The 7,657-nt window shown below is 33.9% G+C and carries 6 protein-coding genes and 2 pseudogenes; 5 read left to right on the top strand and 3 right to left on the bottom strand.

Translation table 11 applies throughout. The features are described 5' to 3' along the window. Positions 1-381 (top strand): WD_0033/WD_0034 family tandem repeat-containing protein (locus BBB02_RS03645; protein ID WP_458694613.1); only part of this gene is annotated, 381 nt, incomplete at its 5' end. A gap of 79 nt (positions 382-460) precedes the next feature. Here the strand turns inward: BBB02_RS03645 and BBB02_RS03640 are convergent. Further along, positions 461-842: pseudogene (locus BBB02_RS03640) on the bottom strand (IS4-like element ISWosp8 family transposase); the annotation flags it as partial. Between the two features lie 506 nt (positions 843-1,348). Here BBB02_RS03640 and BBB02_RS03635 point away from each other — a divergent pair. Continuing rightward, a complete protein-coding gene (locus BBB02_RS03635) occupies positions 1,349-2,203 on the top strand; it encodes an ankyrin repeat domain-containing protein (RefSeq protein ID WP_179948501.1) in 855 nt (284 codons plus the stop codon). Positions 2,204-2,377: 174 nt separating this feature from the next. Here the strand turns inward: BBB02_RS03635 and tyrS are convergent, their stop codons facing one another. Together tyrS and rsfS are read right to left on the bottom strand one after the other, a co-directional pair. Further along, positions 2,378-3,640: a tyrosine--tRNA ligase gene (gene tyrS, locus BBB02_RS03630; protein ID WP_127464012.1), complete on the bottom strand. Its 1,263-nt coding sequence runs from the start codon at positions 3,638-3,640 to the stop codon at positions 2,378-2,380. 233 nt (positions 3,641-3,873) lie between these two features. After that, positions 3,874-4,191 carry a ribosome silencing factor gene (gene rsfS, locus BBB02_RS03625; protein WP_063630991.1) on the bottom strand — a complete coding sequence of 106 codons (318 nt, stop codon included), beginning with the start codon at positions 4,189-4,191 and terminating at the stop codon, positions 3,874-3,876. 128 nt (positions 4,192-4,319) lie between these two features. Between rsfS and BBB02_RS06425 the strand changes: the two genes are divergently transcribed. From BBB02_RS06425 to BBB02_RS03610, 3 genes and pseudogenes are all read left to right on the top strand, one after another. Then, positions 4,320-4,481 (top strand): hypothetical protein, encoded by a 162-nt coding sequence (locus BBB02_RS06425; RefSeq protein WP_241653856.1) that lies wholly within the window; start codon positions 4,320-4,322, stop codon positions 4,479-4,481. Positions 4,482-4,651: 170 nt separating this feature from the next. Then, positions 4,652-5,032 (top strand): annotated as a pseudogene (locus BBB02_RS03615) (RNA pyrophosphohydrolase); the annotation flags it as partial. 10 nt (positions 5,033-5,042) lie between these two features. Further along, positions 5,043-7,657: peptidase M2 (locus BBB02_RS03610; protein ID WP_458694612.1), on the top strand; the 2,615-nt coding region annotated here is incomplete at its 3' end.

Below are 7,657 nucleotides of genomic sequence, written 5' to 3'. Positions count from 1 at the left end.
TATTCTCCAGATGGTTGGACGTACAACTTAACATCACTTGGCTTTGCTATACATGAAGGTAATCATGCACATATTAATTCGATTTTAACTCAGGCTCAAAATAGCGGTATATTGCAAGAGATTCTGACTACTGAAAATACTATAAACTATAAAGACGGTCGGACGTACAGCTTAATACCACTTGGCATTGCTATATATAAAGGTAATATTGAATGTATTAATTTTATTCTAGCACAAATTAATGATATGCCGCAATACATAATCTATGCTGCCTTTCAATCAACTGCAGCGATTAATGAAAGGAATACTAGGATTAGTACTGCATTAGATAATGTATCTATTTCTTCTAGGTATGTTAGAGAAAATAGCAAAGTCAATTAATTTCTTAAGTAACTCTTTCTTGCAAGTACTACTTTTTTATGTATCTGTTCAGGCAATGGCGTTAACTTAAGAGAATAAATTAGCAAGCTCTCCTAAAGACATTATGACGTTTAGGCTTATCTACTTTATTGCGGCTATACAATCTTCACGTTAACTTGAGTGCGTATTTTAAAAAGGGCTTGAAAGTTTTTTGGTGCTAATAAGCACCTGATAAAGTTTCTGTCTCATTACACCAAATAAAACTGAAAAATTTAGACGATACTCAGCAATTTGATCTGGGTTCCAAGGATCTTGTGCATCACACATATGAAGTATTGCACATGACCAAGTTTGCACAAAATTCTTGTTTCTAAATTTATCCCAGAAAAATTCTCTAATTCTCCTTCTACTTTGAGTCGTTTATAGCACTCCTCTATGTGACACCTTAATAGATAAGCTTTACTGATATCTTCTTTATTGAAATAAAACAGAAACCAAAGGTCCTATTTTTTACAGTATTTTACTCCTTAACATCTTTCCTTAAGTTGACGCCATTGGGCTTTGTTGCATCGCTATCTACGATGGATAAAAGATAAAAATGTTGAATTCAATAGCTTATTATTCTAGCATTTATAGTAAGGACAGTCAGTAAATATCTAAATTTAAGTAAAAGAAGTTTTACTATCATTCACTAATCTAGCTAGAATTCAAGAATTTCAATGCTTTAGCTATTTTAAGTAGAATTAAATTTACTAGTACAAACAATAAATTACTATTCTTAAATTTGATCAGATTGATTGCAAAAAATAAGATTTTCAATAAGTTGCTTGTATAGTTAGCCTTTCATAGATAGTGATACAACAAAGCCCGCTGGAATCTAGTTCATATTATATATTTATCTGATAAGTTCCATGTATGTGTAATTTTTTTAAATTGACTTCTTATCATACAATTAATAAATATATTATTGAAAATTAAAGGTAAGGTTATGGCAATGGAAATTTCAAATTGGCACGAATTATTGAGTTTAGTTAATGTTGACAAAGATTTAAGCAAAGATAACGTAATTGAAAAAATACAAAATGAGCTGAAAAGATATTCAAAGGAATATGAAGAGTGGAAAAAGTCTGGCTTTGATATAAATTATGTGTTTAAAGATGGTGAAAAAGTGACTCTTTTGCATTTAGCTGCTTCCTGTAACCTAGAAAATATAGTGAACGCTCTCATAGAAAAAGGTGCAAATGTTAATGAAAAAGGTGCAAGAGAAGAGACTCCTTTACATGAGACTACTCATCTTAAAAGTATAAACATAGCAAATGTTCTAATAAAAAAAGGTGCCGATGTTAATTCAATAGATATGTGGGGAGAGACTCCTTTATGTGGTGCTGTCTTATGTGACAACATGGTCATGGTAGATGTTCTAATAAAAAAAGGTGCCGATGTTAATGTAGTAGATACATTGAGAAGAACTCCTTTACATTGGGCTGCTTTACGTGGCAATATGGTCATGGTAGATGCTCTAATAAAAAAAGGTGCCGATGTTAATTCAGTAGATATGTGTGGAGAGACTCCTTTACACTATCTTAATCGTCCAGCAATTAAGAAAGGGCAGATTGCTGCTGGAGCAGCTACATTATTAGGTGCTGCTATAGCAGTAGCACTTTTTGCAGCTCGAACAGTGACAGCTGAGTTCATACCTATAGTTATAGCAGTGGTTGCAATTACAGTAGCAGCACTAACGGTTGGCAGTGTAACATATAAACTGTTAAAGCCTAATACTAAAGTTGATGGAGTAGCAGTCTTAACAAATGTGCATGAAGAAAGTGCTAGCATTACTTTATAGTAAGGTTTCCTAGTGTTGAGATTTTAGATCAGGTACTAAGTTGATAAATACGAAAGCTCTTTACAATATTTTTGTGCGAAAGGAAGTATCAGCTACTCGTATAATACCCATTTGTTCCTGTAGTTGTCTTTTTCCGCCTACCTTATTTTACCACTCTGCTGAACAGATACAAATTTACTTTCTTACTTCATCAAGCACAACTTTTATATGACGTTTCTTTCCTGCAGATAATTTGATAAATGGCTGACCTTTAAAGCTTTCAGAGTTTATTGTATAGTTAACATCGTTTATAGTATTATCATTAACTTTACATCCATTTCCCTGTATTAAACGCTTTGCTGCACCTTTTGAAGGTTCAAAACTGGTGTCATACAGCAGGTCTATCAAGGGTATACCATTTGCGATTTGTTCTTTTGTAATAGTGTAACTAGAAAGCAATGAACTGTCTTCATTTTCAAAAGCAGAGATTGCAGCAGATCGTGCAAGTTCGGCTTCTTTGCAACCGTGACATATTTTCGTTACTTCTGTTGCCAAGACCTTTTTTGCTTCGTTTGTTTCTTGATCCTTCAAGGACTCTAGTTTTTTAATTTCATCAATTGATAAATCAGTGAAAAGTCTCAAAAAACGACCAACATCTTGATCATCAACATTGCGAAAATATTGCCAGTAGTCATAAGGCTTTAACATACTGCCATCAAGCCATAATGCCCCACTTTCAGTTTTGCCCATCTTTTTTCCTTGTGCGTTTAATAAAAGAGGTGTGGTAAGACCAAACAGCTCAGATAAATTCAACTTTTTGCCAAGTTCAATTCCGTTTACTATATTTCCCCATTGGTCTGACCCTCCAATTTGCAGACAACAGCCATACTTTTTATTCAACTCGACAAAATCATAGGCTTGTAACAACATGTAGTTAAACTCGAGAAAGCTTAGATTTTGCTCCCTGTCTAGCCTAATTTTCACACTATCAAAGCCTAACATGCGATTTACAGAAAAATGTGCCCCTATATCACGCAAAAAGTCTATATATTTTATGTTATCTAACCAATCTGCGTTGTTTACTATGATTGCACCGGTTTTTCCATCATTGAAAGATATCATCTTCTCGAGGGTTTTCTTTATACCAAGTATATTTTGATTGATATCTTCTATCGGCAAGACGCTTCTTGCTTTGTCTTTACCAGATGGGTCACCAATTTTTGTTGTGCCACCTCCAAGTAGAACTATTGGCTTATAACCGAATTTTTGTAGGTGACGGAGCATCATGATTTGAATGAGACTGCCAATATGCAAACTTGGTGCCGTACAATCAAACCCAATGTATGCAATTATATAATTATCTTGTGATAATAGCTGGTCTAACCCGTCAATGTTTGTACATTGATATAGGTATCCTCTTTCTTGAATGAAGTTTAAAAACTCAGATTTATGTTTCATAATATGTTATTTTGTGTGTAAATGGTGTTGTTAATGATGGCGTCATTCCAGTGCTTGACGCTGAAATCCAGTTTATTATGAAATTTCATCAAAAATGTTGTATAGTGTGCTAGTTTATGATTAAGTTTTCTAGATTCCAGTGTCGAACACTGGAATGACACCACCAACTTCATAAGGGTTGCTGCCTTCAAAACTACAACATTCGAGCAATTGTATAACAGCTACCTGGATAATCAATTCCATAACTCTTCTATCTTATAATATTCTCTTACTTCTGGCCTGAATAGGTGAACCATTATACCTTGAAAATTCACAATCACCCAGTTACCTTCATCCATACCTTCTACATCTATTTTATCATATTGCTTGAGATTTTTCATCACGTGCTCAGCTAATGCTTTTACATGGCGGCTCGAATCACCAGATGCAATGATCATATATTTTGCAATGACAGTTTTATTCTGTACATCAAAAGTAACTATATCTTGACCTTTGTTTTGATCTATTACATCTACAATTGTATTTTTTATTGATTCTGTATCACGATTCATTATTCTAAATTATATAATTTATCTGTAATGATACACTCAAAATTTCTGAATATGAAATATTTTTGATATGCTTCTAGTGTAACGTTTATAATACATATATTTGTAATATATGATAGTTTTCTGATGGTATGATCATTTACTTAATCGGATTTTCGGGTAATGGCAAACTTACGATTGCAAAAGAGCTGTGTAATATTATTGATGGAGTGATAGTAGACAATAACCTGTTTAATAATATTATATTTGATATGATTGATTTCAGAAAAACTGAGGTTACAAGTGAAATATGAGAAAAAATTTTTGTGATTAGAGAGAATATGTTAGCAATATTGGAAAAATACCATAAAGCATTATATATTTACAAATGAAAGGAAGTTGCAAAAAAAAATTGTTGAAAAAATGAATAGTAAAAAAGTAGTTGGAACTTCTATGATAGATAATTTAGCAACAGAGAGTATTTGTGATTAGTGAGGAGAAAGAGTATCGCCCTTGTGTTGGCATAATGTTATTTAACAAACAGGGAAATATTTTTATTGGAAAACGTTTTGATAGTGACTCTTATTGGCAGATGCCACAAGGAGGAGTTGATGAAGGTGAAGAGCTAGAGCAGGCAGCGCTACGTGAGCTATTGGAGGAAGTTGGTACTGATGAAGCAGAAGTTGTGGCTCAAAATAAAGAGTGGATATATTACAACTTACCCGAGGAAGTTATACCGATATGTTGGAATGGGAGGTATTCTGGCCAAAAGCAAAGGTGGTTCTTAATGAAATTTTGTGGGAAGGATAAGGATATTAATATTAACTATACTGATCATCCAGAGTTCAAAGAGTGGCGTTGGCAAATTTGCTGAGATGTATGTCTATCAGCAAGGTGGCGTTCATAACCTTCAGCATGAATTTGCACATGGTTTAACTTACTTGGCTACAGGAGGAAAATCTCTACCTACAGTATTAATGGAGGGAATTGCAGATTACTTTGAACATCATTCAGATCACAAGTTCAATGCTCAAGGGTCAAGCATTGATAAAACTGAAGCCACAAATTTGGATCTAGGTGGAATTTTAAATTTACAATACTCAGCCAATGGTGAAGAAAACAGTTTAGTGTATAAAACTGGTCATGCGTTGATAATGTACTTACAGGAAAAAGATCCTAGTTTATTAAGAGACTACCTAGATGCTTTATGTAAAGGTGATGCAAATAAATCAGGAAATTTTCTAGACCAAATAAAAGGTCATAATGATTCCTTCAAAGGCTGGCTGGCTTCTAATAATACGGAAACTGCTATGGAAGAAATTAATGCCCTACAAGTTACAAAAGGAGATTTTATAGCAACCGGTCAAGAAATAGTGAGTGGAGAAATTAAAGATGTATCCTATTATAAAGCAAATATAGAAAAAATAGATGGAGAAAACGTTGGAAGTTTCTCTGCTGTAGAGCATGTGTCATTTTACGATTATGCTCGTGCTTTTAATAGGGCAACAAATGATAACCTCGATATATCAAAGGAATATCATTTTTTAAAGGTAGTAAAAACTACTGATGGGCAGGTTAAGCTGACTTACTCTGATCAACAAGGTAATGAATATCAAAATAGTCAAGAGTATAAAATGCAAGCTTTGAGGATATTATCAAAACATGGTGAAGATCTTAGAAAATCTTACTATGATGGGAAAGAAGACTTAGATAAGCAGAAGGATATAAAATATAATGATGTGTTGAAAAACCTGCGTGAACAGGAAGAAACACAGCGTCATGATGCATACGAACAATACAAAAGAGGAGAGATCTCTTATGAGAAATTTGTAGAAAAATGCAATTCAGCCAGCACTAATTATCATAATGAAGATAAGAGATTATATAATGCTACACAGGACAAATATACACAACTGAAAGATGATTTGCTTGATAAAACCATAAACGCTGGCTTGAAACAAGTAAAAGAAACTCAGAACATTGACGTAGAAAAGATGTTAGAAGAGATGGTTAATATCGATCCAAACTTGATAAGAGGTACAAATCATATTGATCTACAAGAAGGCAAGATTTTTTCTATTCAAGCTCTTGGTCACGGAGATATGGGTGCACTATCTATATATGATGGGAATACAAAGCTTGGAGAGTTGTCGAGCGAATCGGGCTTTTTTAAGCAAGTTGAAGGTCAAACTAAAGAAACTTTTGTTTTTGAGGACATATTGCACAACTTGAATACTCAATATGACGGTGGTGCTTATATGGCAATTACAAAAGAAAATGGTCATTATAAAGCTTCTCTGATAGATGGTAGAACAGTTGAACGTGATGAATACTTTGATGAAGCACATTTACATGAAAATGAATTGTTGCATCCTAGCACTGGACACATTCAAAAAGATTTAGATTCTCTGCTTCTTAGAGGGACCAAAATTCTAAATCATCAGGATTCAAAGCATGCTCAATATTCTGATGAGCAAAGAGAAAGCGGCGTAATCGTAGAAAAAGGAACATTATTGGATGATAAAGGGACTGATAGAACAGACGACGATGTATACGAAGCGGTTGTAAAGCAAGGAGGCGAAAATCTACATGCATTCAAAAATATGGGTTTCTATATTACTGAAGAGATAAAAAATGAAAGAGGTGAAGTTGTAAATGGGAGTAACTTATTCATTCATGATCACGGAAAAAATGTGCGCTATCAGTTACCTGAAGAAGTTACTCATCTAAAGTTAGTGCAAAAGGATGACGGATACAAATTGGTGCCAGCTGATGAACGTGGTAATGAATATAGGTATGATGCTCAAGGTAATACTATACCAGACGAATACAAATATATCAACCCAGTATTTGCGCATGAATATGAAAAGAGAGATTATTCTCATAAACATATAAATGTGGGCCTTATAAACTTAGAAAAATATGCCCCTGGTAAACTTTTTACCATTAAACATGATCCAAATGATTATCAGATACAAAGAAACTCGAGTGGTGAAATAGTTAGAATCAACAATCAAACATATTTCACTAAAGTAAAACTATTTGATGGTGATACTGATGAAGAAATTGGAATGTTATCTAATAATTTCCATAACTTCAAAGGAAAAATATTCTTTTCTGCTGACTACAACTACAGTTATAACGATTTCCTCGCATCTGTTTCTCCTCAAGTTGAAATTGAGAATATGGGAAATGGAAGCAAAAAAATAACTTTTGATCAAGGCAGTGGCGATATCGGCGATACTAACAGAGGCTACACGGACTATCAGAGAATATTCACAAAAGAGAAACAAACCGAAAGTCCAAAAGGGCAAGTAAGTGAAACTAAGACAGAGATTGATACGTCACACATGAGCCATAGTACTACTAATGTTGTTGCTGAAGAGAGAAACGACAATAGTGAAATACAGTCTGATCAACCACAAATTCCAACAAGGGCAAAAAGGTCAGCTTCAGTGGAGGAGAAAGAGCAGGTATTAAAAGACACAAT

This window comes from Wolbachia endosymbiont of Bemisia tabaci (genome assembly GCF_003999585.1).
In the GTDB taxonomy this organism is placed as follows: domain Bacteria; phylum Pseudomonadota; class Alphaproteobacteria; order Rickettsiales; family Anaplasmataceae; genus Wolbachia.
This window is presented reverse-complemented; position numbering and strand designations above follow the sequence as displayed.